Genomic DNA, 24,608 nt, shown 5'->3' with positions numbered 1-24,608 from the left:
GACATTTAAAAAAAATGCTCATTGATCCAACGGATACGTATGTCATTCAATATCCATATTTATCTAAATATTGAATTAATATCCATACTCAAAGAGAGTAGGTGGCTACTCTCTGATACCGAGCAGACTGATCGTTTCACAAATACGGTAGAATATCACAAAATCTTCCATTTCACCCAATCGTTCTAAGCACCTATGAATATTTCAGGTCCTTAATTTCCTCTATATATGCCTCTTGATACCTTTCAAGGAAGAAATATTTTGGTTTATCTTGATATACTCCTTCTGCAGTAGATAATTGCGCTGAATTGGGATGATCGTTATTTACCGTAACACAGCCCTTTGAACCGAATACTTCAACTCTCTGATCATATCCATAAACCGCTTGTCTGCTATTATCAATAACCCCGATTGCGCCATTTTTAAATTTCTATGTGGTAATCGCCGTATCAATATCCCCTAATTCCCCGAACACCGGATCGACCAAAACAGCACCCTGCACGTACACTTCTTCTACATCGCTTCCGGATAAATACCTTGCCATATCAAAATCATGTATGGACATATCGATAAAAATCCCGCCGGACACTTTGACATATTCTTTCGCCGGAGGATTGGGATCTCTGGAGGTGATCTCTATAATGTGCGGATCTCCGATTTGGCCGGCATCGATCATCTCGCCGAACTCTCAAAAGTTATGGTCAAACCGACGATTGAATCCAACTTGCAGCTTGACTCCTGTTTCTTTTACAACTTCCAAAGCTTGCTTCGTATTATCAATATCGAAACTGATCGGCTTCTCGCAGAAGATATGTTTTCCTGCTTGCGCGGCTTCCATTATCAGTTGATCAGGAGTAATTTCAATTCATTCTTCAAAAAATCTTAACATAAAATTTGACTTGTTGAGAACATTACCGAAGCCAAACGCCTATCCCCAATGCAACCATACCACCCGCAACCGAACTGACCAGATTCACTACATCGTTTGTAAGAATCCGAAACCCGCGTGACTTTCTCGTGGGGAGGTCACAGTGAATACGTCGTTCCGCTTCTTTCCCGCAGATAGAGCAGCGGTACATCACCTGCCAGCGTGCGCCAAGCAGTGAATCAAATAAGGAACCTGCAGTTCCGGCCACTGTGGCAATCAGCAACAGCCTCCAATCCAGGATTGAATGAACCGACACTCTATTATCTGCCTCAGGAGGAGCGAACGATAGTAGAATCCAGGCGTTCCGATAAACAATCCTCCCAGCATAGAGGCGCTCAATCCCAATGAAGAAATGCCCCCTGATGTTCCGGCGGGAACTTTTTTCCCCGTAAGGATAGACCGCGGAGGTTTACGGCTGAGGCCGCCGATTTCGGTTGCCCAGGTATCCGCGTTAACAGCAGCCATTACGCCAATATAGGCGCTCCACCAGAGGGGATGTGGCCACAGATAATTTCCGACACATAACAGCACTCCTATGCCGCCGTTTGCAAGCACCTGGCCTGCATCTCTTCTTCCCGTCTTTTCATAACTTTCTTCGACTTTTTCTTTTGTTTTTTGCTTCCATTTGGTCAGTAATGATGATGAAATAAAGAAAGAGATTAACGTTCCAAACCAGGCGAGGTTCCCGCAGTAGTAAAGTACGGTTCCTACCAATATAGCCGCAAGCATGCCTGATCCTGACAACGATCGCTTTCTATATGCCAACCCGGCAATTCCCAAACTTCCCAAAAATCCCAGTGCTAAGTCGATCATAACATTTACCTCTTTTTTCTTGGCAGATTTGTGACAATTGTTGCATACTCTAGAAAAATAGTGGTACTATGTAATGTAGAATTGTTCCGAACAGGAGGAGATTCCGTGTTTCGTTATTATTTGGGTATCAGCATCATGTGTGCCGTCTTCGCTCTATTCTCCCTACTACTTGCTCATGCGGAAAGCGCTGCAGCTCTTGCAACCATATTTGTCGGGATCGCGGGTGCATTTTTGGCAATTGCATTCATTACTTCCGGCCCGGAATCCCGTTGGTAGCACGTACATAGCGGAGCCACAAACACCTTTGACCTTTGCAAGTGGTCAAAGGTTTTTTTGTATTTGTTCATTCAGCAAAAACGGCAGTATCTCTTCCGACCGGCGATTAATCCAAACAATCGGGGCCCCGTTCCGTTTTACAATTTCGGGAAGCTCTCGGCATGGAGACATTTCCAGCCGAGTTCCCACAATCAATAATAAATCGGCCCTGCCCACCCAATCAACCGCCGTTCCATAATGAAACACCTCCTCTCCCACCAGAACAATGTTTGGCTTAAGCAAATCCTTACAGGATGGACACTTTGGAATTGCTGCCGTATCGATCAGATCGGATGAAAAAATCGATTTGCATCCGACACAGACAAGTTCAAGCAGGTTTCCGTGCATCTCCAGAACATGCTTGCTCCCAGCCCTCTGGTGAAGCCCGTCAATATTTTGCGTTATAACACGCATTCCATTTTGCGCCAGCGCAATGTGGGCCGGATTCGGTTTCGCTTCTTTCCAGTGAGATTGCATATGACGATAATATTGATAAAACTCTTCGGTTGAATTGAAAAACATCTCCAACGTAAAAAAATCTCGTAATTCAATTCCCTTCCATTCTCCAGATATAGTGGGCAGTCCGCTGGCAACGGAAATTCCGGCGCCTGTAATGGCCACGGGATGTTCCGCGGCACACAGTTGTTGTTCCCATTTCACAAGAAGTTGTGGATCAAAAAGTTCGTTTTCCCGCATATTCCCACCCCTTCTTTGCTATTGTTCTCGGGACAAGGAAGAGCATGCATGTAAAAAACCACTCGTTTCTCCACGAAGACAACGTGGAGAAACGAGTGGTTCATGTGTTAGCAGCAGCGGTTTACTGTTCCGCTGTCAAACCGATTTTTTAATGCATACATATAATATTCTTTTTCGGACATGGGAGGCTGGTCCGGATGGGTGGACTTATGGTGCTCAAGATATTTTTGATAGTCAGGCATACCGAAGATCGTTTTCACGTTAGACCGTGCTTGACCGATCCACCCCATAATTTGTTTCACAAGTCATTAACCTCCGATTGTTGTGCCTGGGAGCTTCGATTGAATAAACGGAGTTTCTTTCAGTTCCGGTTTTTGTTTACGAACCAGAATGTTAAACCAGGTACGGAAAGAATCAAGGATCAATAGGACAACGACCAAGATGAAGATACCCGTCACAATTGCATCCAACGTATTATTGAACACAATCTGTTCCATTACTTTTTGTGTCTTAGCAGGTGCAAGGAGCTGCCCTTGTGCCAGTGCGTCCGAATATTTCTTGGCAGCCGACAGGAAACCGATTTTCACATCCGGATGGAACAGTTTCATGAAAGCAGCTGTTAAAGTGGTAACGCAAAGCCATACAAACGGAAGAAGCGTAACCCACGCATACCGCGCTTTCCCCATTTTGATGATAATTGTGGTACCAACAGCCAGGGCAATCGCTGCCAGCATCTGGTTCGAAATCCCAAACAGAGCCCATAGTGAGTTGATTCCGCCAAACGGATCAATCGTTCCTTGATACAGGAAGTACGCCCATCCAAAAGTAATGACAGCAGATGCAATCACATTGTATGCGTATACATCGGTTCGAGCGAAAGGCTTATAGAAGTTGCCGACCAGATCCTGGAACATAAAACGTCCGATACGGGTACCGGCATCAATTGTTGTAAGGATAAAGACCGCTTCAAACAAGATTGCAAAGTGATACCAGAACGCTTTTGCCCCTGCCAGAAAGCTTGCGAAAATTTCCGCCATCCCAACCGCGAGGGTAGGTGCACCACCCGTACGTGAGATGATATATTTTTCACCGATTTCTTTTGCTGTTGTTGCAAGTTGGTCAGGAGTAACCGTGAAGCCCAGTTGAGTAATCTTAGCGGCCGCCGCGACAGTTGCAGCTCCGATTGCCGCTGCATCTGCTCCTGCTGCCGGTGCTAATCCTGGGGTGTTCATCACGAAATAAACGCCAGGGTCAAGTGCACACGCGGCGATCAAAGCCATAACAGCAACGCCAGACTCCATCAACATCCCGCCATAACCGATTGTACGAGAATGTGATTCCTTTTCCAGCATTTTCGGAGTAGTACCGGAGGAAACCAATGAATGGAATCCGGATACCGCACCACAGGCGATGGTAATAAACAAGAACGGGAACAACGGTCCTGCGAATACTGGGCCTGTACCATCAACGAATTTACTGATAGCAGGCATTTTAAGGTCAGGCATCACAATCAGAATCCCAACTGCCAACAGAACAACCGTACCAATTTTGAGGAAGGAACTCAGGTAATCCCGAGGTGCCAGCAATAACCACACCGGCAAGATCGATGCAACAAAACCGTATATGGCTATGCCAATTGCCAATTGAGGTTTAGTAAATGTAAACATCTTAGCCAAAGTCGGGTCAGCCGCTACGAATTGTCCAGCCCACAGGGACAGCATCAGAAGAGCAAATCCTATGAGCGATCCTTCCAAAACCCGCCCCGGTCGAATGTAACGCATATAAACTCCCATAAACATCGCAATCGGAATGGTCATGACGATTGTAAATACACCCCAAGGAGATTCTGCAAGCGCATTCACAACAACCAGACCAAGAACTGCTAACAGGATGATCATAATTGCAAGGATACCAAAGGAAGCGATCATTCCGCCAAACGGCCCGATTTCATCCTTAGCCATTTGACCCAGAGATTTACCGTTGCGGCGCATGGATCCCATCAAGATCACACAGTCTTGAACCGCACCTGCCAGAACTACCCCGATAATAATCCAGAGTGCTCCTGGGAGATATCCCATTTGGGCGGCAAGGATCGGCCCTACGAGCGGACCCGCGCCTGCGATTGCAGCAAAGTGGTGGCCAAACAATACCCATTTTTGAGTGGGTACATAATCTTTTCCGTCGTTGTTGATTTCAGCAGGAGTTGCCCGATTATCATTCACTTCATAGATCTTTTTTGCTATAAATTTACTATAAAACCGATATGCCACCGCATAGGAGCAGACAGCAGCGATCACCAACCAAGCGGCCGAGATCGTTTCTCCGTTTGACAAAGCCAACAGTGCGAACGCTGCAGCACCAAGAACGGAGATGGCTGTCCAAATTAAGATCGACAGTATTCCCTTTTTCACCAAATAATTCCCCCTCGTCGAATATTCTAATAATTAAAAAATGATTTAATCACCTAATTATATTCACGGTTTGGACAAAAAATCAATCCTTGTACTGTCGTTTTTTAGTAGAACATAGTTTTTTCCATCGTTTAACAAGTAAGCAGGCCAGATTTGAAATCATCCGGTTTCCAGAACTGCACATGGAAGTAATACGATTGTCACTGCGTTCAATTTCTGTCCCCCCTGTAAAGTCTTTATTCAAATTTATCATACTAAATGAATACGCTTTTTTTGGGTCTTCAGGATAGAATGCAAAAGTTGGGGGATGAAAATCAAAAATCAAGGATTGGAATGCAATCGTTTTCAAACAGAGGTTCCTCAAAAGCCAAAAAGCTGTTTCAGGTCTTTCAAGTAGGTTCGGCTGACCGGAACCTTTGAGCCATTTTTCATGATCAGAATATAAGTGGAATTGAACCACGGTTGGATTTCCATAATGCCGTCCAGGTTGACGAGAAATGCGCGGTGGACACGCACAATCGGCGTGTTTTGCAGCTTTCGCTCAAGATTCACAAGCGGTTCACTCACTATATAATGCTGTTCATCGGTTACAATCACGGTTTTCCCTTCCGTGGAGCCGATGTACAGAATTCTGCCTACATTCATTAATAAAATACGGTCTTCCACTGTAATAGCCAATTTGTCGGGGCGTTCCAGTCGGGTGATATTCCGCAACTTGATCATCTTGTCAACGGTTTGCCGGATCCGGTTTTCGTCAAAAGGTTTGAGGATATAGTCGACGGCGTTCAACTCAAACGCTTTTAAGGCATAATCATCATACGCTGTGGCAAACACAATTTCCGGCCGATGGTCAAAGTCTAAAAGCTGTCGTGCCAAATCCAAACCGCTGTCTTCGGACAGCTGAATATCCAAAAATACGACATGAGGCGCCAATTTTCTAACCTGCACTATGGCATCTTCAATGCAGTCGGCTTCCCCGACCACTTCCACCCGTTTGCTTTGACAAAGAATGTAAGCCAATTCGTCTCTGGCCAGCATCTCATCATCCACTATAAAAGCCTTCAACATGCCGATCCCCCCACTTGTATTGACTTAAAGGCAGCATTATCACGATTTTTGTTCCGACATCCCGTTCGCTTTCAATATGAAAGGCGGCATCCGGACCGTATATTTCTTCGATCCGCTTTCGGATATTAGACAAGGCTGTTCCGGTGCCTTCCGTTGAAGTTACGTTCTCTTTCCCGAGTGACCCAAGCAAACCGCCGGGGATCCCTTTTCCGTTATCCTCAGTAATCAGAATCATTTTTTCATTCTGTTTGAAAGCCCGGATGGTCACGTGCCCTTTTCTCTTTGCAAAGGATTTCGGAAAGGCATGACGGATGGCATTCTCAACTAAAGGCTGCAGCGTAAACGGTGGAATTAACACCTCTTCAAGCGAAGGGTCAATCGCTAGACTGACCGTGTATTTACCGGGATAGCGAGCCTGTTCCAACGACAAATAGGCCTCTACATGCTCCAGCTCCTTTTGGAGCGGGATGAGCATTTGACGTGCCCCCTGCAGATTGCTGCGAAAAAAGGCCCCCAATTTCAGCAGGAGCTTTCTTGCTTTTTCCGGCTCGCTCCTGTAGAGGGCGGAAATGGTATTGATCGCGTTAAACAGGAAATGGGGATGAACCTGAGCCTGCAACGCCTTAATCTCGGCATCCTTTAACAATTTACTTTGAAGTTCCGCCTCGGCCAGTTCCAATTGAGTGGAAAAAAGCTTAGCGAGTCCTTCCGAGAGCTCCTGTTCCACCTGATCCAACTGGTTCGTTTGAGTAAAATAAAGCTTTAACGTCCCCACAGTTTTCCTGTGAACTTTCAGGGGTATTACAATGGCTGCCTGCAGGGCGCAGTTTTTGTGAAAACATTGAATTTCTTCCCGTGATTCCGCCTTCAGGATTCGCCCATGCTCCAATGCATTTTTTGTCAATCGGGTGCACATGCTTCGCATCGGAATATGGTGATCGGAGCCTACTCCGACGTGTGCCAAAACTTGATGTTGATCCGTTATGGAAACTGCGTCGGTGTTCGTCCATTTTAAGATAATCTCAGCAACCTTCCTGCAGGAGTGGGCATTCAACCCCTGTCGAAAAAACGGGAGCGTCAGATCGGCTATATAAAGCGCTTTATGTGTCTGAAAGGCACGAGTCCGTTCCTCTTCCTGAAGAATGGATTGAATGATGAGCATAAACAACAGTGTACCAAAGCCGTTGACGGCAATCATCGGAAAACTGATAATCTTGACAAGCTCAAGTGCAGATTCAAAAGGTTTGGCCACCGCTATAATGATCCCCATCTGGATACATTCCATAAAAATCCCGATGGCTACTGCCCTCCACGGCGCGTTTTTTTCATCTTTTTTAAAGCGCTTTCCAACAAGCCCCGTGACGATACCCGCCAGTATCGTTGAGATGGCACAAGCAACGGCCGTAAAGCCGCCTAGTGTCAACCGGTGCAATCCGGCTATCACACCCACTCCAAGGCCGACAAGGGGACCGCCAAATAACCCCCCAATGGCCACTCCCATGACCCTTGTGTTGGCGATGGCGCTGCCATAATCCAAATCCGTCTGCCACACTTGTGTAGAAATTGAACTGTTGTGGATTTCAACCCCTGTATAGTTACTGATGATTCCGAACGTTCCGAATATGGCGATTAAGAGCATTTTTTCCGAAAATGCGTGCTCATTATGGATAATCTGACGAAACGATTTCATTCTGGAGAGCAAAAACGCGACAATAACGAGAATCCCAACACGTTCCAGCATTAAGAACAGCAAATTGATCAATCCATCTCACCTCCTCACTCTATTATCACTCTTATTAATTAAATTATATAGTTTTTGTAACACAAATAAACACAAATATAGAGCTGATCAGCGAAAAACACGAATCGGCAAAAGGATTCTAAAAACTATCTTTTAAAAAAAAAAGCGATGCAGTCCATCCTGCATCACTCGATTTCACCATCATACACATAATCTTCTCTGACAAACGGATTGAGCTTCTTTTCACGTTCAACAGTGGTTTCCGGACCGTGTCCCGGATACACAACAGTTTGTGGAGGAAGCGTGTATAACTTGGTGCGTATGCTGGTAATTAAAGTGTCAAAATCTCCACCCGGCAAATCCGTGCGACCGATACTGCCATAGAACAGCGTATCCCCGGCAAAAACCTGATCTTCCAAAATATATGCCACCGAACCAGGAGAATGTCCCGGAACAAATACGACCGACAGCTCCCTGCCTGCAAACGGAATCTTATCTCCCTCCGCCACAAAGTGATCCGCGGCGGGATCTGTTATCGGCCCCCCCAATTGCGGCCACCTGCCGGATCCGTTAAGCATCGGATTGGTTAGCCAATCTTTCTCATTCTCATGGATGTATATGGGTGCCCCCGTAACTTCTTTAAGCTTCCCCAAACCTCCAATGTGGTCCAAATGAGCGTGCGTAAGTAAAATATGTGTAACCTTATAGTCATCAATTGCGTCCAACACAATCTCGGGATTGTAGCCGGGATCAATCACGAGCGCAGTCCGTGTACCTTCATCAGTTACTACATAACAATTGGTTTGGAAAGCACCAAGTGCAAACCCTTGGATATGCATGATTATTGCCATTCCTTTCGCTTCGCTCAAGGCACAAAACGGAATGAAATCCGTTTCCCTCGGGCGATTTTTTTGTATTCTTAATTTACAGGGATCACAGTACACTACAAATCACGCGGAGGTGAGTGGGCCGCCCCATTTATGAGGTGACCGCATGATTATATGTGTAGATTGCCTTTCCGAGCACAAATAAGTGTCGCTTCGAGCACGCAGACTTATCTTTGATAAACAACTCGTTTATTGCTGGGCAATCAGTCAATGCTGACTATCCCTGTATATCATGGAAAGGAGATACCCTATGGCTTTAAAAATTGTGTACCCCGTCTGTTGTGGAATTGACGTTCACAAAACCTTCGTGGTTGCTTGTATCGCTTCCACCAAAACAGCAAAGGCGTCACGACTTACAAACGCCATCGCTTTTCAACCTTTACCAAAGGACTGAATGAGCTGTCACAATGGCTTTGTGAGAATGACTGCAAGGATGTCTGTATGGAATCGACCGGGAAATACCGGATTCCCGTGTTCAATATTCTGGAGCATTCCTGCAACATCACGCTGGCTCACCCGAAATACGTCAAGGCTATTCGCGGCAAGAAGACGGACAAAAAGGACGCCCAATGGATTGCCGATTTGTTCAAGCACGACCTTGTCGCCGGAAGCTTTATGCCTCCCTTGCCGATCCGGCAGCTGCGCGACCTGATGCGCTACCGCTTTAAGCTGACAAACTTTTCGTCGAGCGAGAAAAATCGGCTCCAAAACAGCCTGACGGTTTCGAACATTCAGCTTGGAAATGTCGTTTCCGATACGTTCGGCAAAAGCTCTATGAAGATTATTGACAAACTGCTGGACGATCCGCTCGATACGTCTTTTGACATGGAACCGCTCATTCACGGCTCCATGAAAGGGAAACTTCCCGAACTGAAACTCGCGATTGACGGACTCATTTCGCCCGAACAGGCTGGAAAAATCAAGGTCATCAAACAACACTACGAAGACCTTGAATCCCGTAAAGCAGATCTGGAAGCCATTATTCTTTCTCTTGCCGAGTCCTACTCCGAAGAACTCAAGTTGATCTTGACTGTACCGTCCTTCAAAAACCTGTTTTCCGCCATTGCCGTGGTTTCGGAAATCGGTGTGAATATGGACGTGTTCCCGACAGCCAAGCATTTGTGCTCCTGGGCAGGACTCACACCTTCAAATAATGAAAGTGCAGGCAAGAAAAAGTCAGTAAGGATTTCGAGAGCCGGCTGCTACATCAAGCCCCTTTTGGTACAGTGTGCTACCGCTGTAGTCAAAAGTGAAAAACATCCCGAAATCCGAAACCGCTACTTACAACTCAAAAGGCGTAGAGGCCACAAACGCGCAATCATTGCGATTGCCCGTATGCTGTTAACGGCCATCTACCATATCTTGAAGAATAAAGAACCCTACAACCCCGATTTGTATAAAACATCCGATGTTCGTCCAGTAAACCGTGAAATCACGGTAGAACAAGCGATTTTATTGGCACAAGCTCAGGGGTACCGAATTATGACGGTTGCAACCTGATTTCCTTCCCCTATCAGTAATACATAATTTACCATTTAGTCGTCTTGTGAACGGCTTATTTAGCATGCCATTTTCCCTGTTGAGTGTGTTTGCTAAGGATTTCAGACTTCACCCCCCTTATTCGATCATTCCTTCAAGAGGTGAGGAGGCACTCGCATAACGTTTCTTTGGAATTCGGCCCGCAAGAAAACCTTTGCGACCGGCTTGTACCGCGAGTTTCATTGCTTCCGCCATCAAAACCGGATTTGTCGCTCCCGCTACAGCCGTATTCAGGAGAACACCATCTGCCCCCAACTCCATGGCCAGCGCGACATCGGACGGGGAGCCTACACCTGCATCAATAATAACAGGGACCTTCGCCTCTTCGATAATAAATTTAAGATAATGCGGATTCACAATACCAAGCCCGGAACCGATTGGAGAAGCACCCGGCATTACCGCATGGGCCCCCGCTTCTTGCAGATGGCGAGCCAGAATCGGGTCATCAGAAGTATATGTAAGCACCGTAAATCCCTCTTCCACCAGGATTCGGGTTGCCTTTAGAGTTTCAATCGGATCCGGCAGCAGGGTTCGTGGATCTCCAATCACTTCCACCTTGATCATGTCACAGAGACCTGACGCTTTTGCCAAACGGGCGATGCGAACCGCTTCTTCTGCAGTTGCCGCACCGGCTGTATTAGGGAGCAACGTGTATTTTTTCAGATCGAGACGCTCAAGAAAATTGGGAGCATCGGGAGTTTCCAGATTAAGCCGGCGAACCGCAAACGTGAGAACCTCGGTTCCCGAAGCGTCAACCGCTTGCTGCTGAATGTCCAAATCGGAAAACTTGCCTGTTCCCAGAAATAAACGGGAAGCAAAACTATGGTCTCCGATTTGCAAAACATCCGACTGGACTGTGGATTGGGCCGTTTGAGTGGTCATTATGAATTCCTCCTAATCAACCGCCACCGACAAAGTGGACGATTTCGATTTTATCCCTGGGACTAACCTTCATTTCTTCGTATTTTTCACGCGGCACAATTTCCAAATTGTGTTCAATTACAATGATTTTTTCATTAAGCCCGAAATGGTTCACTACATCGGCGATTGTCTTCGCCGCGTGAAGATGTTTGATCTGCCCGTTAATGATCAGTTCCATATTATCTCCCCTTCCTCTCTGACACGATCCACTTGTGCCCGCAGAGCACTGGAGGCTTGGTAAACATCATCCGCTCCTATGACAGCACTGATCACCGCAACGCCATTCGCACCGGCTTGTACGATTTCTGCAGCGTCTTCCTGCTTGACCCCGCCAATCGCAACAATCGGTAACGACACATGACGGCGAACTTCCCGGATTCCTTCTATCCCGATCACCGGTTCCGTATCCAGCTTGGTTTGAGTAGCTTTTATGGGACCAAGCCCAATGTAGTCCGCCCCTGCCAGCTCTGCCGCAACAGCTTCTTCTACGCCGTGGGTGGAGATCCCAATGATTTTGTCAGGTCCCAACAGCTTTCTCGCTATCTCGATCGGCATATCATCCTGACCCAAATGAATACCATCGGCATCTACCGCGAGTGCAATATCCAATCTGTCGTTTACAATGAAAGGAATGGCCTTTTCTTTCGTTATCTGTCGTAACAGGCGGCCCATCTCCAGAAGTTCACGGGAAGATATGTCTTTCTCCCGGAGCTGTATGCAATCGGCTCCCCCATCGATAGCCTCCCTGATGACATCTTCAAGACGTCTGCCTTTTAAGAAAGATTTACCTGTTATGACGTACAGCCTGCTATCCATATGAACCACGCGCCTTCAACAACGAATAAAAAAACCGCTCCCCATTAGGAAGACGGCAGATGACTTGTATGATCCAGTCGCCACTTCCCTTCGCTGGCATTATCCAGCCCAGGCACACTGCCTGACAGGTTCCAAGGGTTGAGGAACGTCCTCTCTCAGCCGAATTATCATCAGCACCCCTAGTGGAATCATTAGCATAAGTTTACCAAAAAACACTTTCTCCTGACAATAGCCAGTTCAAAAATCGGCTAGATCAAAAATTGTCGAGACACTGCAAATCCGGCTACCTGATCTGCAAATATCGTGATCTCCGGAAGTTGGTAGATTTGACCCGAAGACCGGACGGTTACATTCTTTAGCCCAATCAGTGGAGCTGAATCGATTATTTCCAACTTGTCTTCATGTTTTTCAATCATGCGGAGCAGATCAATTCTTAAATTGGCTACCATTGAGGTAATATCAGGGGTCAGATCCTCCCCGAATTCCATTTTAAATGATTCAGAATAGGAAGGGGCAATGTCCGTTAATTCCCCCTCCACGAATCCTACGGGTGTTAAGAGCACAATTCGCTGATCGGTTTGCTCCTTCAAACGCTCCAGAACAACGCGTACTGACTCGATTGTAATCCACTTCATGGAAGCACGGTGCTCATAGCTTTTGGGAAGGGGGGAAAAATCGGGCTTTGAATGTTTCTCCTTTTCACGATCTGCCATGACAGACCTCCTCTTGCAACTTCGATTAATTAAAGTTTCTCCTTGCCCAGCAGCCGGTAATGTTCCACTTTCAAACAGGAATCCTGAATCGCCATGATTCCGGCTTCTTCAATTCTCCGGCATTGCTCATCGTTTACGATTCCCAACTGAATCCAGACAGCCTTGGGTTTATGCTGCATCTGCAGAACTTGATCCACTACTTCAGGAATTTGTTCGCTTCGACGAAATACGTCAACGATGTCGATAGGTCCTTCGACATCCAGAAGAGTCGGATGCGCTTTTCGGCCAAGAATCGATGTTGCCTTTGGGTTAATGGGTACAATTTCATATCCTTGCGATTGAAGATATTGAGCGACCTGGTTGCTTGCCTTAGATGGGTCATCAGACAGCCCAAAAACTGCAATGTTCTTGGATTCCCGAAGAAGTTCCGCAATTTTTTGATCATCCGGGTTTACGTGCATTTTTAAATTCCTCCCCTTTTTGCAAGTAGATGTCATAATCCAAACGATACCCTATTGCACCGCAAGTAGTTCTTAAAAATTGCACAATCAAAATTCGACACTCTTTGTGAATTTTTCGAATTGTTCCACGTGAAAAACTCAGTTACCACAAGTATTTCACGCCGTAGCGACCCGATTTTGTCTGATAAATACCCACAAATCGTGGGGAGCGATATTCGTTCATCCACCAGTCCTCACGAATTCTGGCTGCCAGACAGCCGGCTTGAAATTTGCTGTCGAACAGTTTTCCATAATACACCCAGGACATCTCAGTTCACCTCTTCCCTTATACTACCCCATATTCAACCAAAATTACCGTGAGATCCCTTACGGATATTTTCTATCGGTGGAAATACTACAAAATGAGGTGATTCCAAATGAATTCTAAAAAATGGGTATCCACTTTTATGGTGCTATGTACTTTTATATCCCTGGCCGGTTGCCGTCCCGCTGCACAACCAAAATACGGTCCCACAACCGAAGGCCCCAACAAACCCGGTATGGAGCGGACGCCTCCCGGAGAAGAAAATCCAACCACCAAAGAAGCTCCGGAAATTCCGGGCAATCCGGATGCGCAAAAAAACATTCGCTCTCCGCAACAGGAACAACGCTCGACAGCATACGGAAACGCGTCCCAGCAAGCGGATCACATTGCTCAGGTTCTTATCCGAATCCCCGGGGTAGAACGGGCATATGTTTTGCTGACAGGCCGGCTATGTCTGGTTGGAGTCGATCTGAAATCGGATATCAGCGGCTCCAAGATTGATACGGTGAAATACTCTGTCAAGGAAGCCGCGGAGAGGACCGGGCCGGGTTACAAAGCTGTAGTGACAGCGGATGTGGATACGGTTACGAGAATTCGTGAACTGTCTAACGGCGTTCGCTCCGGTCGTCCCATCTCTTCGTTCGCCGATGAAATCGCAGATATCCTGAGCCGGCTTTTCCCAGAGACTTAAAAAGCACCCCACAAAGCGATGTGAAGCGTTGAAGCAACACCGGGTACTTTGTGGGGACCCCGGAACCCAAAAGGACAAACTAAACCAACCTAAAAAAACACAACAAACCCTGCACTTTATGAGTGCAGGGTGTTTGTTTTTTCCAAGAGAGGGAGCAGCACAGTAAAAGTGGTGCCTTGACCGACTGTGCTTGTCACCACAATCTCCCCCTTATGTTTAAGGACGATATTTTTTGCAATGGAGAGCCCTAAACCGGTCCCGCCTTTTGAGCGTGTTCTTGCTTTATCCACTTTATAAAAACGCTCGAAAATAAACGGAAGGTCTTCCTGTGGGATTCCTTCTCCCGTATCAGAAACAGAAATACGCGTATAAGCCCCTTCTTTGGTCATCGACAGGGTTACGGTTCCCTCTTCAGGAGTATGTCGCATCGAGTTGTCGATCAAATTCGTCAATACCTGTTCCAATCGGTCTGAATCGCCAAGGATAGGATAGTGCTCCGGTTCTTCTATTTCAACCTGAAATTTCAGATTCCGTTCATGAGCGAGCGGCTGAAACTTTCTTCCCACCCATTTTACAACGTTGACCAGGTCAATCTCTGCAGCGTGCAGCTCGAATTGTCCCGCTTCCAATTGGGCCAAATCCAGCAGATCATTAACAAGCCGCTTCATCCTATGCGTTTCATCCAAGATAATATGGGTCAATTCTTCACGCTGCTCAGGGTCATCCCCAAACTCATCCAACAAGGCTTCCGCGTAACCCTGCATCATAGCGAGCGGGGTCCGTAATTCGTGAGAAACACTGGCTACGAAATCTTTTCTCATTCGATCCAGAGTGCGCTCTTCCGTAACGTCCCGGAATACGGTTACTACACCTCTGACAGCTCCGCCATCAGGCTCATAAAGCGGTGTCATCGTCAGTGAAATATAACGCCCTCGCCAATTCAGTTCCGCTGTCCGGCTGGCCGGATTTTCAATAACTGAATTCTTCAGGTCAATAATCTGCTTGGGCAGACGATCTTCCACCGGTTTCCCGGTTTCCTCGATTAACAAGGAGCGAAGCCATTTTTCGGCAGGTGGGTTGGCCAAAATGATTCTTCCCTCCAGATCGGCTGATACCACTCCATCGGTCATAGAACGCAGGATTCCCGACACCTGTTCTTTTTCTTTTGAAAGATGGTCAATCGTTTCGGCCAAACTTTCAGCGAGGAAATTTAATGTATGCCCCAGACGGCCCACCTCATCGCCGGTTACCACATTCACTTTCCCGCGAAAATCTCCCCGGGCCATTTTCTCAGCCACTTCTGTCATCTGAATCACCGGTCGGGACAAATTCTTCGATACCACAAACGAAAGTCCGGTGGTCAGCACCACTCCTATCCCGGCAGCGAAGAATATCAAACGGCGGACATATTCAATCGCCAATTCAATCTCGGTAACAGGTTGGTGAATAAGCAGCAGGGCACGGGGAGGCCCTTGATCCTGCATAATCGGATGCAGGATCCAGGCACTGTTTGTTTCAGAACGAAAGTTGCCGAATCCCGGAGTTGTTCCCCGGCGAATCACCTGTTGGCCAGCCAGCATCTTATCTCTAAGATCGGACGGCAAATCGTTGAGAAAATTTGACTCTGTTTCCGAAAACAGTGGCCCGATCATGTACATGCGACTGTTCGACTCTTTCAGCAGTTCTTCCGCAATCGTGAACGTTTGCTGGGAAGGTTGGCGAACCAGTATGTCGCTGATATAAGCTGCCCGCTTCCTCAGAGAATCCTCCTGAGCAGAATAAAAATATGTGTCAAACAGTTGCTCAAGAAATACGGCCAATAACGACAAGACAAAAACAACCAGAACGACAATCGTCAGCCACAGTTTGACGACAACGCTGTTTCTTATCACTCGCGCACCTCAAACTTATATCCCACGCCCCAGACGGTTACAATCATATCAGCCACTTTTTCCGAGTTACGACCGAGCTTTTCCCGCAAACGCTTTACGTGGGTATCTACGGTTCGTTGATCCCCAAAGAATTGATAATTCCAAACATCCCGCAGCAATTCTTCGCGTGAGAATACCTTATCGGGCCGCTGCACCAGGTAACAAAGCAACTCGTATTCTTTCGGGGTCAGAGCCACTTCCTCATCCTGCACAATCACCTTCCGCGCATCCATATTGATGGTCAAGCCATGCAGAGACATCGTGTGTCCGACCTCTTGAGGGGCTGCTTCAGTCTTCGCCTGCGAGCGTTTCAGCAATGCCTTCACACGCATGACAAGCTCTCTGGGAGAAAAAGGCTTGACGACATAATCATCCGCTCCGAGTTCAAAACCGTGAATGCGGGAGGATTCATCTCCGGCAGCTGTCAGCATGATTACGGGAACGTCACTTTGCTTGCGAATCTCTTCGCACACTTTCCGACCGTCCATTTCAGGCAGCATCAGGTCCAAAACGATTAAATCGTAATGTTTTTCAAGCGCCTTGTTCAAAGCCTCTTTTCCGTCTTCCGCCTCTTCCACTTCAAATGCGTTTCGTTCCAGATACATCCGAACCAGTTTTCGAATGCGTTCTTCATCATCAACAACCAAAATACGGACCGTGTTCTCCATCGTTCTCCCTCCAGAGAGTCATTAGGCATAAGCGTGCAGACCGACAATCAAGAAGTTTACGCCCACCAACAAGAACAGTATTACGACAAATCCTGCCACCGCCAGCCAGGAAGCGCGTTCCCCTTCCCAGCCGCGCTGTAAACGAAGATGCAGATAAGCCGTATAGTAAAGCCATGTAATTAAAGCCCATGTTTCCTTCGGATCCCATTGCCAGTAGGAACCCCATGCTTCCTGCGCCCAAATCATTGCGAACACAAGAGCTCCCAAAGTAAAGATCGGATATCCGATTGCCACCGCACGGTAGGACAGTTCATCAAGCGATGGAGCATCCAAACCCTGCACCCATTTGGACACTTTTAGAACAAGAGGTTTGCGTCCGTTGAGCAAACGGAGCAGCACATACAAAACAACCGCTGACAACAATGACCAAACCAGCGTATTCAGCTTTACGGCTGCCTTAACCCCCGTCATCCAGCTTGGAACAGTAAACGCAGGAAGCGGGATTCCTAAGAAATTTCCGAGCGAACCGGGTTCCGTTCCCGTTGGTCCGATCAGCGGCGGGAGCTTGTACACGTTGCCGGTTACCTGTTCTACTGCTTGATAATGCTGAAACTTGAAGACTAACGAGATGAGAACAAATCCAACCAATGCAATAAACAAGAACACCACGAATTCCAAAGCCTTGCTCTTGCGATTCCATTGATTGACATCCGTAATCACCAACAAATGCATCAAACCCGCCGCAAAAGCGATCGTCAATACTCCTTCGCCAAGTGCAGCCGTTGTTACGTGAATATATAACCAATAACTTTTTAATGCAGGAATCAATGTCTGTGTTTCATCCGGAAATACATTTGCGTATCCCAATACTGCAAGGGCAGTGGGAGCTGCGAACGCTCCCAGAATCGGAAACTTGTAAAAGGCGCTAATTCCAACAAACGCCAACATAATGCACCACGCCCAGAAGCTCATGTATTCATACATGTTGGAAGTAGGTGCGTGACCGCTGCCGATCCATCTTGTGATGAAGCCGGCCAGTTGAACCAAGACGGCGGTAACAGCCGCGACATATCCCCAGCGGGTCCAAATGTTGGCGGCCGCTTCCCCGTTTTTGATCTTGATCTTTCTTCCTGTCACCCCTACAACGTAGAGTATTGAAGCAAGTAAATATCCGAAGAACGCAAGCCAGTAACACCATGCTGATATTTCAAGATACATTACTCTTTCCCTCCTTGCCGAACCTGAATCTCCTGCTGCCAATCCAACTGGCGGAAGACACGTTCCATTTCTCTGCGCATGCCGTACCAATTTTTATTGGTTTGTGCCCCAATATGAAGAACTCCTTCATGGATCTGGCCCCAGACCCTGCGATGCTGGAAGTAAAACACCAGCACAAGCCCCGCCAAGACAACTGCACATCCGGAATACACAATGGGAATTCCATTATCCTTTTGCACCCGGAGTCCAGTTGTTTCCACCATTTTGCCGCCAACAGGCGCCAAATCAAATCCCGTATGCTGTTCGATATCCAATTGCCGGAACACAAAGAAAAACTGCGGGATCGGCTTTTCAATCCCCGGCCCCTCCACCTGAACCAACAATACAGGATTATTAGGTTCCGTGGAACGGGTGATCGGTCCCTCACCGGTCATATCAAAATCAGGGAAGTAATCCAAAGCGCGAACAGTGAATTCGCCTGCTTTGTATTCGGTTTGCAGGTTGGAGAAATCAATTTGGAAAGCCCCCAACTTTTTACCGGTATTCTTCTCTATCAACTCCACATCCAACAATTTGATTGCAGGCGGCAGAAAATTGGCCTGAAACAGAAGTGTGCCTTTATATTTCAGTGGATGGTTGACAACTATGCTTTTACGGAGCACTTCTTTGCCATTCTCGAGAATGACCGCTTGTGTTTCAAAATGGCTTGGACGTCCATCTTCGTAAAATTCAACCTTGAACTCATCGTTCCGAACGGAAAAATCGGCACCGGGAACTTGAACGGTTTGCCCTTCCTCCACCCAGATGTTTTCCGATACGTACCATCCGGGGATCAATCGGGACAGCGCTCCGAGAATGATAATGATCAAACCGATATGCAAAATATAAGCTCCGAATCGGGAGATTCTCATCTTTTCCGCGAGGAACGCGCTGCCTTCCCGCCGAATTTTGTAGCGTTTTTTTGCCAGTTGATCAACCAGGCGATCTACGGCTGTTTCATCCGTTTCGTTTAAGGGCACATAGATTTTTTTGCGTTGAACCACAGACAATGCCGGTTTGACTTCCTGCCGCTGCAAAGACTTATACAGAGGAATTACCCGTTCCAACGAACAGATAACCAGCGAAACCCCCAAGGCGAGCAAAAGGCTGACAAACCACCAGGACGTATACATATGGGAAAAGCCCAATTTGTAATAGATTTCCCCCAATGTGCCGTAAGTTAGCTTGTAATAAGCCGCCGGATTGCCGGACGGGATGAAATTTTCTTGCGGAAAAATCGTGCCCAGAATTGCGGACACAGCAATCAGAATTATTATGACAATCGCCACCCTGACGGAGGCAAAAAAATCCCATAACCGTTCAAATATGGATCGGCGCCTTTTGGCTGCCACTGAATTCATATCGATCATTCCCCTATGGTTTTGCGAGCAAGGTTTCGACTTGGCTCATGATATAATCCGCAGACATTTCGCCCTTGTCGTAAAAGTGGCGGACAATTCCCTGTCTGTCAATAAAAAAAGACGTGGGAATCGGTTTCACTTTGTAGCTGTCCAATGTCACTTTCCGGTCCGTGTCCAAGACATTGGGAAATGTAACCCCGTAACGATCGGTAAATCCCTTGGCGCTCACTTTGCTCTCGCCGATATTAACGCCTAGAATTACCAAGCCTTTATCTTTATATTTCTCGTAAGCCGCTTGCAGCGCCGGCATCTCTTTCCGGCAAGGCTCACACCAGGTCCCCCAAAAATTGAGAAGCACCACTTTGCCTTTCAAATCACTGAGAGAAACTGCTTTCCCGTTCAAGTCTGTCAGCGTAAAATCAGGAGCGGCCTGTCCTACGGATACACCTTTTGTCTCAGAACCGGTAAAATTGATCAAAGCGTAGATGATCCCGAGAGCCGCCAAAAGCAGGACCCCAACGGTGACCGCCCTGCTTAATTTGTTTTTGACTGCCATGCTGCAAACACCCCAAGTCAAAAATCTCGATTTGTCGAATTATGCGTATCCTCACTTTATTATAGCTCAGTAAATTTGTACAGGCTTGCTGACTTGGTGAATTTTTTGTGAAAAAAGAGAGACGGCGGTCACCGTCTCCCGTAGTATAGCCGTATTCAGGTCCCATTACAAACCAATCAGTTTTGCGAAACACCCGCAATCCTATAAAGTTGACTCACTTCCTGTTTGGTCAGGTACCGCCATTCACCCGGTTGCAGTTCACCCATCGTCAAGAAGGCAAGCTGCAATCTTTTTAATTTCAGTACCGGATGCCCCACTGCTTCACACATCCGACGGATCTGTCGGTTCCTTCCTTCATGAATCGTGATATCGAACAGCGAGGTGGAGGGAGCGCGTTTGATCAGACTTACTTTCGCCGGGGCTGTAATCCCGTCGTCAAGCATGACCCCATTTTCCAAACGAGACAGAGACTCGTCTGAAATCCAGCCTTTTACCTCTGTTCGATAAAGTTTATCCACCTCGTGGCGCGGATGCATGAGACCGTTCGAAAGCTCACCGTCGTTAGTCAGCAAAAGCAAGCCGCTGGTATTCATATCGAGCCGGCCAACAGGAAACACCCGTTCCCTGACATTGATGATGTCGATCACGGTCCTGCGTCCTTCCGGGTCGGAAGCGGTTGTTACCACCCCAACCGGTTTATTCAGCAATATATACACCAAAGTTTCCTTTTCAATCGGTTTGCCTTTTACCGTAATCCGATCTGTTGCGGGATCCACCTTGGTTCCGAGTTCCGTCACGACAGTTCCGTTTACAGCCACCAGACCGGCGGCAATCAGTTCCTCGCACTTTCTCCGCGAGGCCACTCCCGCCTGTGCAAGCACTTTCTGAAGACGTTCCACTTCGTTCACCGACTTTGCAAAATGATATTCCTCATTATAATGCAAAAATCCAATACACAACCATCACGGAGAAAAAAGCGGCCGCCAGGTCGGACAGCAGACCGACTTTAACAGCGTATCTGGCGTTGCGAATCCCAACCGAACCAAAGTATACGGTGAGTACGTACAAAGTGGTATCACTTGATCCCTGCAGCACGGAAGCAATTTTCCCAAGCAGCGAATCCGGACCGTACGTTTGAAAAATATCGGTCATCACAGTTAGTGAACCGGTTCCTGAAATCGGCCGGAGAAGAGCCATCGGTACAATTTCGGACGGAATGTGAAGGTAATCAAACACAGGACGCATCATAACTAACATGAGTTCCAGCGCCCCGGATTCACGGAAGACAGATACAGCTACCATCATGGCCACGAGATGCGGAATGATCTTGATGGCCGTTGGAAACCCTTCCTTTGCCCCCTCGATAAAAGTTTCATAAACAGGAACCTTTCGAAAATGTCCGATTCCAACGATCGAGGCAATCACTACCGGCAGCGCCCATTGAGAGATGGTGTTTACCCATTCCATCAGGAGCCCCCCCTCTTGCGCCGTTCATAAGCCCGAAACATCCGGTCCAGAAGAACTGCCACAGCAGTGCCCAAAAAGGTGGCCAAAATGGTGGCTCCCACAATCTCAGTTGGATTCGCGGAACCATACTGGAGACGTATTGCGATTACAGTAGCCGGTATAATGGTTAAGCTTGCCGTATTGATTGCGAGCAATGTACACATGGCATCACTTGCCCGGGTCGGATCCGGGTTCAATTCCTGAAGTTCTTGCATCGCTTTTAATCCCAATGGAGTCGCTGCATTCCCAAGCCCCAGAATGTTGGCGCTCATATTGGCGAGAATGGAGCCCATCGCCGGATGGTTTTCCGGTACTGAAGGGTATAAAAATCGGGCAAGCGGACGGAGCGCTTTGGCTAATGTTTGCACCAGCCCGGCTTGTTCAGCAATCTTCATAAGGCCCAACCAGAACACAAGGATGCTGATCAAACCAAGACTGACGGATACCCCGTTTTCTGCGCCTTTCAAAATCCCGCGTGTAATGCCGTCTACATTTCCCGTTGCTGCACCTACCACAATCCCAATGATCAGGAGGCTCAACCAAATCACGTTGATCAAGTGTGAATGCACCTCCTACTCCTTAAATAACCCTTTTAAAAACCTCTGCAAGTTGGAGAAAAATCCGGTACCCTCAACCGATTCTTGCGAGATTAGATCCACTGTGCCGATTTTTTTCCGGTCGAAATAGAGAGTGATTTCCCCTACCTTTTCGCCCTCCTGAACGGGAGCTTTTATTTGCTCGGGGAGCTTCACTTCTTTTCGCAAAAGTGTGCGCTCTTCCTCCCTAACCGGGTAGCCGAGGCTGTCTTTGGCGACGATTTTCACCTTCTCCACGGTCCCTTTTTTAACGGGCAAATCAGCTACCAACTCATTCGCCTTTACAGACTCAGCATACTGATATTTCGTAAATCCATAGTTTAAAAGTTTCGCCGAGTCATCCCAATCATTCCGGTCATTTAACACAATCACCGCCAGTTGTCTTCCATCCTTGGTAGCACTTGAGGCGAGGCAGCGACCCGCCGATTCCGTATATCCGGTTTTCACACCGTCTGCCCCCGCATACCGGTACAGCATTTTGTTTTTGTTGCGCATCACACGGTCCCATTCCTTCCCCTCCCACGGGATGCGCTTTACCTTTGTTTTCACCACTTCTGCAAAAATTGGATTTCGCAGGGCGTAGGCTGTCAATACGGCCATATCATATGCGGTAGAATAATGGCCCGGTGCGTCCAGGCCATGAGGATTGACAAAATGGGTTCCCGTCAAACCAAGTTCCTTTACCTTTGCGTTCATCATGTCGGCAAACTTCTGAACCGAACCGCCCCCCACATGCTCCGCAATGGCTGTAGCTGCGTCGTTTCCGGAGCGAAGCATGATCGCGTAGACGAGATCGATCAATTTTTGTTTTTCGCCAAGCGCCAGGTAGATGGATGACCCTTCAACCCTGTAAGCGTTTTTCGAGGTGGTGACCGTTTCCTCCAACTTTCCGGACTCAATCGCCACAATCGCCGTGATGATCTTGGTCAGGCTCGCAATGCGCATTTGTTTATTCATATCTTTGCCATAGAGAACACGACCGGATTGGACATCAATGAGGGCGGCCGTTTCCGCAGCAATGGAAACTTCTTTTGCAAATTGTTCCGGATTCCAGGTTTCTTTTGCGAAAGCCTGAAACGGCATGGAAAACAGCATTGCCAGGGCGAGACTTAGAATGAACCACCGACGCTTTCTCATGACAACCTCCTGCGGATGAATTCATCTAAGATATATGCGTGCCTGTCTCCAAGTAGGACAGACAACAAAAAAACCACCCGCTTTTTACGAGTGGTTCCGCGCAGTCTTATGAAATTATTGCATATTTGGCGTGGGTTCCGGTATGGGAGTTGTAATAATCCTTGATTGCTGCTGCCTATTGTTGCCTGTTTTTCCTGTCATCGACTGAATTTTCTCGATCAGACCCGGTGCCATGTCAATCAAACGCTCGTACAATTGGTTGGGGGCTTCTGAAGATAGGAGTTTCACCTGCCCATTGCCAACCACAAGGAAGCCGATCGGTGTAATCGACACGCCGCCGCCCGCACCGCCGCCAAACGGCAATTTTTCTCCGTTTCCATTTTTCCCCATGGTGTCCGCTTCAAATTCACTCCCTCCTGCCGCAAATCCAAAACCGACTTTTGAAATCGGAAGTATCACGCTGCCATCCGGGGTCTCCACAGCATCGCCAATAATTGTATTTACGTCAACCATTTCTCTCAGGTTTTCCATTGCAGTTTCCATTAAGCCTTGGATCGGATGATCTGCCATGACTTTTTACCCTCCCTCAGCATATAAATGCCCATTTGAATCCCTGCCACAATAGCCTGCCCGACCCAAAAACGGATTATGCAGTCAAGGCTGGTTCGAAGCATGAGGCTATGATAGTTGGGACAGACGGCAAAATTCGGTTTCACCCGCAGCGAAAAAAAATTGGCCAAGACCCCAAGCACACTGCCCTTAATCATCCAAACCAGCCCTGCAGCCGTACCCGTCATGGCTGCATCTCCCGTTCCAAACTCCGTCTGCCAGCTCATTTTTACAATCCGAAACTTTTTCGTCGCTTTCCGAACATGATGGTTGAATTGGTGCAAGTGTTCCTGTAATTGCCTTCCGATTCGCAAGATGCGTCGAAATTGTTCAATCGCGATCGTTATCAGCGGTTGGCGTTTCTTGGCCTTTTCACCAAGTCCGCTCTCAGCAGCCGCTTTGACCTTTACCCCTTTATTTTTTGACATTACCAAATCCACAATGGGAATCTCAATTGTGTATTTAATTATGCCAAACAGCGTTTGCAGTTGAATCCAAAGCTCATCTTTCTCTCCATCCCGAACGTATCGGATATGGATCTGAACCGGGAGGAGGCAGAAAAACAAAAAGAGGACTCCCATGACAATAAGAGCTGTCACCCACCACTCCATGCATGCCCCTCCTCTTCCAATATTCGCCTGATAAGTTTCCCCAATGCTGCCGAAAACATTCACAAAAAAGCC

The 24,608-nt window shown here is 47.4% G+C and carries 28 protein-coding genes, 2 pseudogenes and 1 riboswitch; of the genes and pseudogenes, 3 read left to right on the top strand and 27 right to left on the bottom strand.

Annotated features, from left to right (window positions below; all coding sequences use genetic code 11):
* Nucleotides 1–211: 211 nt before the first annotated feature.
* The 3 genes and pseudogenes from ACFO8Q_RS08070 to ACFO8Q_RS08060 all read right to left on the bottom strand — a co-directional run.
* Nucleotides 212–844: pseudogene (locus ACFO8Q_RS08070) on the bottom strand (Gfo/Idh/MocA family protein); the annotation flags it as partial.
* A gap of 67 nt (nucleotides 845–911) precedes the next feature.
* Nucleotides 912–1,151, bottom strand: coding sequence for a DUF92 domain-containing protein (locus ACFO8Q_RS08065; protein ID WP_380025249.1), 240 nt, complete (start codon nucleotides 1,149–1,151; stop codon nucleotides 912–914).
* The gene (locus ACFO8Q_RS08060) at nucleotides 1,145–1,741 is read right to left on the bottom strand and encodes a DUF92 domain-containing protein (RefSeq protein ID WP_380025248.1); all 597 of its coding nucleotides are present in this window, start codon (nucleotides 1,739–1,741) and stop codon (nucleotides 1,145–1,147) included. The genes ACFO8Q_RS08065 and ACFO8Q_RS08060 overlap by 7 nt, the downstream gene beginning before the upstream one ends.
* Before the next feature lie 105 nt (nucleotides 1,742–1,846).
* Here ACFO8Q_RS08060 and ACFO8Q_RS08055 point away from each other — a divergent pair, with 105 nt between their 5' ends.
* Nucleotides 1,847–2,017, top strand: coding sequence for a hypothetical protein (locus tag ACFO8Q_RS08055; protein WP_380025247.1), 171 nt, complete (start codon nucleotides 1,847–1,849; stop codon nucleotides 2,015–2,017).
* Nucleotides 2,018–2,062: 45 nt separating this feature from the next.
* Here ACFO8Q_RS08055 and ACFO8Q_RS08050 read toward each other — a convergent pair whose 3' ends face one another.
* The 7 genes from ACFO8Q_RS08050 to ACFO8Q_RS08020 form a co-directional block, all read right to left on the bottom strand.
* A complete protein-coding gene (locus tag ACFO8Q_RS08050) occupies nucleotides 2,063–2,752 on the bottom strand; it encodes an SIR2 family NAD-dependent protein deacylase (RefSeq protein WP_380025246.1) in 690 nt (229 codons plus the stop codon).
* Nucleotides 2,753–2,859: 107 nt separating this feature from the next.
* Nucleotides 2,860–3,042 carry a YbdD/YjiX family protein gene (locus ACFO8Q_RS08045; protein WP_380025258.1) on the bottom strand — a complete coding sequence of 61 codons (183 nt, stop codon included), beginning with the start codon at nucleotides 3,040–3,042 and terminating at the stop codon, nucleotides 2,860–2,862.
* An 18-nt stretch (nucleotides 3,043–3,060) separates the two neighbouring features.
* Nucleotides 3,061–5,163, bottom strand: coding sequence for a carbon starvation CstA family protein (locus ACFO8Q_RS08040; protein WP_380025245.1), 2,103 nt, complete (start codon nucleotides 5,161–5,163; stop codon nucleotides 3,061–3,063).
* A gap of 82 nt (nucleotides 5,164–5,245) precedes the next feature.
* Nucleotides 5,246–5,512: a hypothetical protein gene (locus ACFO8Q_RS08035; RefSeq protein WP_380025244.1), complete on the bottom strand. Its 267-nt coding sequence runs from the start codon at nucleotides 5,510–5,512 to the stop codon at nucleotides 5,246–5,248.
* Between the two features lie 11 nt (nucleotides 5,513–5,523).
* Nucleotides 5,524–6,231 (bottom strand): LytR/AlgR family response regulator transcription factor, encoded by a 708-nt coding sequence (locus tag ACFO8Q_RS08030; RefSeq protein WP_380025243.1) that lies wholly within the window; start codon nucleotides 6,229–6,231, stop codon nucleotides 5,524–5,526.
* Entirely contained in the window at nucleotides 6,206–7,993 is a 1,788-nt protein-coding gene (locus ACFO8Q_RS08025; RefSeq protein WP_380025242.1) for a LytS/YhcK type 5TM receptor domain-containing protein, read from the bottom strand. The genes ACFO8Q_RS08030 and ACFO8Q_RS08025 overlap by 26 nt, the downstream gene beginning before the upstream one ends.
* 164 nt (nucleotides 7,994–8,157) lie before the next feature.
* Entirely contained in the window at nucleotides 8,158–8,823 is a 666-nt protein-coding gene (locus ACFO8Q_RS08020; protein WP_380025241.1) for an MBL fold metallo-hydrolase, read from the bottom strand.
* Nucleotides 8,824–9,109: 286 nt separating this feature from the next.
* On the opposite strand from ACFO8Q_RS08020, the pseudogene ACFO8Q_RS08010 reads away from it, so the two are divergent.
* Nucleotides 9,110–10,359, top strand: a pseudogene (locus ACFO8Q_RS08010) (IS110 family RNA-guided transposase).
* A gap of 117 nt (nucleotides 10,360–10,476) precedes the next feature.
* On the opposite strand, the gene ACFO8Q_RS08005 reads toward ACFO8Q_RS08010, so the two are convergent.
* The 6 genes from ACFO8Q_RS08005 to ACFO8Q_RS07980 all read right to left on the bottom strand — a co-directional run bounded on the left by ACFO8Q_RS08005 (nucleotide 10,477) and on the right by ACFO8Q_RS07980 (nucleotide 13,616).
* Nucleotides 10,477–11,280 (bottom strand): thiazole synthase, encoded by an 804-nt coding sequence (locus ACFO8Q_RS08005; RefSeq protein WP_380025240.1) that lies wholly within the window; start codon nucleotides 11,278–11,280, stop codon nucleotides 10,477–10,479.
* Between the two features lie 16 nt (nucleotides 11,281–11,296).
* Nucleotides 11,297–11,497, bottom strand: coding sequence for a sulfur carrier protein ThiS (gene thiS, locus ACFO8Q_RS08000; protein ID WP_380025239.1), 201 nt, complete (start codon nucleotides 11,495–11,497; stop codon nucleotides 11,297–11,299).
* Complete coding sequence (gene thiE, locus ACFO8Q_RS07995) at nucleotides 11,488–12,135, bottom strand: thiamine phosphate synthase (protein ID WP_380025238.1); 648 nt, start codon at nucleotides 12,133–12,135, stop codon at nucleotides 11,488–11,490. Before thiE ends, thiS begins: the two co-directional genes overlap by 10 nt.
* Before the next feature lie 68 nt (nucleotides 12,136–12,203).
* A riboswitch (TPP riboswitch) is annotated at nucleotides 12,204–12,326 on the bottom strand.
* Nucleotides 12,327–12,383: 57 nt separating this feature from the next.
* Complete coding sequence (locus ACFO8Q_RS07990; protein WP_380025237.1) at nucleotides 12,384–12,848, bottom strand: hypothetical protein; 465 nt, start codon at nucleotides 12,846–12,848, stop codon at nucleotides 12,384–12,386.
* 29 nt (nucleotides 12,849–12,877) lie between these two features.
* Entirely contained in the window at nucleotides 12,878–13,309 is a 432-nt protein-coding gene (locus tag ACFO8Q_RS07985; protein WP_380025236.1) for a CoA-binding protein, read from the bottom strand.
* A gap of 142 nt (nucleotides 13,310–13,451) precedes the next feature.
* Entirely contained in the window at nucleotides 13,452–13,616 is a 165-nt protein-coding gene (locus ACFO8Q_RS07980) for a hypothetical protein (protein ID WP_380025235.1), read from the bottom strand.
* A gap of 109 nt (nucleotides 13,617–13,725) precedes the next feature.
* Here ACFO8Q_RS07980 and ACFO8Q_RS07975 point away from each other — a divergent pair, with 109 nt between their 5' ends.
* Nucleotides 13,726–14,304, top strand: a complete 579-nt coding sequence (locus tag ACFO8Q_RS07975) for a YhcN/YlaJ family sporulation lipoprotein (RefSeq protein ID WP_380025234.1) — start codon at nucleotides 13,726–13,728, stop codon at nucleotides 14,302–14,304.
* Nucleotides 14,305–14,420: 116 nt separating this feature from the next.
* Here the strand turns inward: ACFO8Q_RS07975 and ACFO8Q_RS07970 are convergent, their stop codons facing one another.
* From ACFO8Q_RS07970 to ACFO8Q_RS07920, 11 genes are all read right to left on the bottom strand, one after another.
* Nucleotides 14,421–16,196, bottom strand: coding sequence for an ATP-binding protein (locus ACFO8Q_RS07970; protein WP_380025233.1), 1,776 nt, complete (start codon nucleotides 16,194–16,196; stop codon nucleotides 14,421–14,423).
* Entirely contained in the window at nucleotides 16,193–16,903 is a 711-nt protein-coding gene (locus ACFO8Q_RS07965) for a response regulator transcription factor (protein WP_380025232.1), read from the bottom strand. The genes ACFO8Q_RS07970 and ACFO8Q_RS07965 overlap by 4 nt, the downstream gene beginning before the upstream one ends.
* Before the next feature lie 21 nt (nucleotides 16,904–16,924).
* Nucleotides 16,925–18,121 carry a c-type cytochrome biogenesis protein CcsB gene (gene ccsB, locus ACFO8Q_RS07960; RefSeq protein ID WP_380025231.1) on the bottom strand — a complete coding sequence of 399 codons (1,197 nt, stop codon included), beginning with the start codon at nucleotides 18,119–18,121 and terminating at the stop codon, nucleotides 16,925–16,927.
* A complete protein-coding gene (gene resB / locus ACFO8Q_RS07955) occupies nucleotides 18,121–19,521 on the bottom strand; it encodes a cytochrome c biogenesis protein ResB (protein ID WP_380025230.1) in 1,401 nt (466 codons plus the stop codon). The genes ccsB and resB overlap by 1 nt, the downstream gene beginning before the upstream one ends.
* A gap of 13 nt (nucleotides 19,522–19,534) precedes the next feature.
* A complete protein-coding gene (resA, locus tag ACFO8Q_RS07950; RefSeq protein WP_380025229.1) occupies nucleotides 19,535–20,077 on the bottom strand; it encodes a thiol-disulfide oxidoreductase ResA in 543 nt (180 codons plus the stop codon).
* 176 nt (nucleotides 20,078–20,253) lie between these two features.
* Nucleotides 20,254–20,976, bottom strand: coding sequence for a pseudouridine synthase (locus ACFO8Q_RS07945; RefSeq protein WP_380025256.1), 723 nt, complete (start codon nucleotides 20,974–20,976; stop codon nucleotides 20,254–20,256).
* A 34-nt stretch (nucleotides 20,977–21,010) separates the two neighbouring features.
* Nucleotides 21,011–21,547, bottom strand: coding sequence for a spore maturation protein (locus ACFO8Q_RS07940; RefSeq protein ID WP_380025255.1), 537 nt, complete (start codon nucleotides 21,545–21,547; stop codon nucleotides 21,011–21,013).
* Nucleotides 21,544–22,140 (bottom strand): nucleoside recognition domain-containing protein, encoded by a 597-nt coding sequence (locus tag ACFO8Q_RS07935; RefSeq protein ID WP_380025228.1) that lies wholly within the window; start codon nucleotides 22,138–22,140, stop codon nucleotides 21,544–21,546. Before ACFO8Q_RS07935 ends, ACFO8Q_RS07940 begins: the two co-directional genes overlap by 4 nt.
* Before the next feature lie 15 nt (nucleotides 22,141–22,155).
* On the bottom strand, nucleotides 22,156–23,316 hold the full coding sequence (locus tag ACFO8Q_RS07930; protein ID WP_380025227.1) for a D-alanyl-D-alanine carboxypeptidase family protein: 1,161 nt from the start codon (nucleotides 23,314–23,316) through the stop codon (nucleotides 22,156–22,158).
* Between the two features lie 114 nt (nucleotides 23,317–23,430).
* A complete protein-coding gene (gene ytfJ / locus ACFO8Q_RS07925) occupies nucleotides 23,431–23,886 on the bottom strand; it encodes a GerW family sporulation protein (RefSeq protein WP_380025226.1) in 456 nt (151 codons plus the stop codon).
* The gene (locus tag ACFO8Q_RS07920) at nucleotides 23,859–24,536 is read right to left on the bottom strand and encodes a DUF2953 domain-containing protein (protein ID WP_380025225.1); all 678 of its coding nucleotides are present in this window, start codon (nucleotides 24,534–24,536) and stop codon (nucleotides 23,859–23,861) included. The genes ytfJ and ACFO8Q_RS07920 overlap by 28 nt, the downstream gene beginning before the upstream one ends.
* Nucleotides 24,537–24,608 lie beyond the last annotated feature (72 nt).

The sequence above is a fragment of the Effusibacillus consociatus genome, from assembly GCF_042652925.1.
Taxonomy (GTDB): Bacteria; Bacillota; Bacilli; order Tumebacillales; family Effusibacillaceae; genus Effusibacillus; species Effusibacillus consociatus.
The sequence above is the reverse complement of the archived record's forward strand: the minus strand, read 5'-3'. Positions and strand labels throughout refer to the sequence as shown.

Excerpts from the sequence above, each read along its gene's own strand:
- ACFO8Q_RS07965 (WP_380025232.1), bottom strand. The coding sequence starts at position 16,903 with ATGGAGAACACGGTCCGTATTTTGGTTGTTGATGATGAAGAACGCATT.
- ACFO8Q_RS08060 (WP_380025248.1), bottom strand. The coding sequence starts at position 1,741 with ATGATCGACTTAGCACTGGGATTTTTGGGAAGTTTGGGAATTGCCGGG.
- resA (WP_380025229.1), bottom strand. The coding sequence starts at position 20,077 with ATGGCAGTCAAAAACAAATTAAGCAGGGCGGTCACCGTTGGGGTCCTG.
- ACFO8Q_RS07975 (WP_380025234.1), top strand. The coding sequence starts at position 13,726 with ATGAATTCTAAAAAATGGGTATCCACTTTTATGGTGCTATGTACTTTT.
- ACFO8Q_RS08005 (WP_380025240.1), bottom strand. The coding sequence starts at position 11,280 with ATGACCACTCAAACGGCCCAATCCACAGTCCAGTCGGATGTTTTGCAA.
- thiE (WP_380025238.1), bottom strand. The coding sequence starts at position 12,135 with ATGGATAGCAGGCTGTACGTCATAACAGGTAAATCTTTCTTAAAAGGC.
- ACFO8Q_RS07930 (WP_380025227.1), bottom strand. The coding sequence starts at position 23,316 with ATGAGAAAGCGTCGGTGGTTCATTCTAAGTCTCGCCCTGGCAATGCTG.
- ACFO8Q_RS08020 (WP_380025241.1), bottom strand. The coding sequence starts at position 8,823 with ATGGCAATAATCATGCATATCCAAGGGTTTGCACTTGGTGCTTTCCAA.
- ACFO8Q_RS07990 (WP_380025237.1), bottom strand. The coding sequence starts at position 12,848 with ATGGCAGATCGTGAAAAGGAGAAACATTCAAAGCCCGATTTTTCCCCC.
- ACFO8Q_RS07985 (WP_380025236.1), bottom strand. The coding sequence starts at position 13,309 with ATGCACGTAAACCCGGATGATCAAAAAATTGCGGAACTTCTTCGGGAA.
- ytfJ (WP_380025226.1), bottom strand. The coding sequence starts at position 23,886 with ATGGCAGATCATCCGATCCAAGGCTTAATGGAAACTGCAATGGAAAAC.
- resB (WP_380025230.1), bottom strand. The coding sequence starts at position 19,521 with ATGAATTCAGTGGCAGCCAAAAGGCGCCGATCCATATTTGAACGGTTA.
- ACFO8Q_RS07980 (WP_380025235.1), bottom strand. The coding sequence starts at position 13,616 with ATGTCCTGGGTGTATTATGGAAAACTGTTCGACAGCAAATTTCAAGCC.
- ACFO8Q_RS08050 (WP_380025246.1), bottom strand. The coding sequence starts at position 2,752 with ATGCGGGAAAACGAACTTTTTGATCCACAACTTCTTGTGAAATGGGAA.
- ACFO8Q_RS08045 (WP_380025258.1), bottom strand. The coding sequence starts at position 3,042 with ATGGGGTGGATCGGTCAAGCACGGTCTAACGTGAAAACGATCTTCGGT.
- ACFO8Q_RS08030 (WP_380025243.1), bottom strand. The coding sequence starts at position 6,231 with ATGTTGAAGGCTTTTATAGTGGATGATGAGATGCTGGCCAGAGACGAA.
- ccsB (WP_380025231.1), bottom strand. The coding sequence starts at position 18,121 with ATGTATCTTGAAATATCAGCATGGTGTTACTGGCTTGCGTTCTTCGGA.
- thiS (WP_380025239.1), bottom strand. The coding sequence starts at position 11,497 with ATGGAACTGATCATTAACGGGCAGATCAAACATCTTCACGCGGCGAAG.
- ACFO8Q_RS07920 (WP_380025225.1), bottom strand. The coding sequence starts at position 24,536 with ATGGAGTGGTGGGTGACAGCTCTTATTGTCATGGGAGTCCTCTTTTTG.